The following is a 1222-nucleotide window of genomic DNA, read 5'->3' on the forward strand; positions in this document are numbered from 1 at the left end:
GGTTCTTCGTCAAATTTGGTGGTAATCTCTTTTTTATTTCAACTGTCTTCTTCTTTCTTAATCCTATTAAAAGTTGTAGATATGTTTGCTTTTTAGTAACTTTAAAGACACCACATCATTAAGAGTTACAATGCAACAAGTCATATCTACAACGTACAAATATACATCAAAAAAAGAAAATGCTCCTACAAATAGGGGATTATTCCATGATTTCAGATTCAGTCTTGGCTACGATAATCTGCAACAAGATGGTATCTCTGAAGCTGTTGGCTCATTGACGGTCTTTCTACATACGGCTGGCAAAGGGGCTTCCTGTCCTTATTGCGGACATTTCAGTCACCGATTGCACAGTTACTACTCCCGTCATATTGAGGATCTTGAAGTTTACGGTCATACTTTGGAGTTAGTCATCAAGGTTGGCAAATATTATTGTGACAATGTTTCTTGTCCACAAAAAATATTCTGCGAACCGTTGTCTTTTCTGGCTCGTCGGTATGGTAGACGGAGCTATCTTGTTGAGGAACGCATCAGATCGATAAGTTTGGAACTTACTTCCCGAAAGGCCTCTTCTCTTTTGCAACTGTTCCATATAACAGCCAGTAGTTCTTCCTGCTTACGCATCCTACAACAGTGCGGACAACACAATCCTATGCATAATAAAAGTATTTATGTAGGTATTGATGATTTTGCCTATAAAAAAGGTAAGGATTATATGAGTGTGGCCGTAGACCAGATGACACACATACCTATTGCTTTGTTAGAGGATAGAAACGGAGAAGCACTTGATAACTGGCTCATCCGGAATCCTCAAATACAATATATAACGAGAGACCGTGGAAGATGTTTCACAGAGGCTATAAACAGAATAATTCCTGGTGTTACACAAATCTGCGACCGATTCCATCTAATCAAGAATATGACGGACACGATGATACCGGAAATAGAGAAAATAATCCGTCAGACCAAGAAAAAGCTCAAATACGAATATCCTGACAGAGACACGGCTTCTTCGTTAATTCTTCAGGACATATTTAACATGGGAGATGTCCGACACAGAGAAAAATTGAAGATATACAGGGAAAGCTTGAACTTAAAAATGCAGGGGATGACCATTGAGCAGACAGCCACACATTTGGGTAAGAAAAGTCGCTACATTTATAAGATTATTCACAACAGAAGAATAGGGGCATACTTGAATGAGCAACAGAAGACAGCTCTTAAA

General features: G+C 38.8%; 1 protein-coding gene. It reads left to right on the forward strand.

All coding sequences use genetic code 11. The features are described 5' to 3' along the window. Positions 1-130: 130 nt before the first annotated feature. Positions 131-1222: transposase (locus AB5217_RS24885; RefSeq protein WP_032843183.1), on the forward strand; the 1092-nt coding region annotated here is incomplete at its 3' end.

This window comes from Bacteroides sp. MSSM.1001136sp1_RTP21357st2_D2_RTP21359_211015 (assembly GCF_040913205.1).
In the GTDB taxonomy this organism is placed as follows: Bacteria; Bacteroidota; Bacteroidia; order Bacteroidales; family Bacteroidaceae; genus Bacteroides; species Bacteroides ovatus.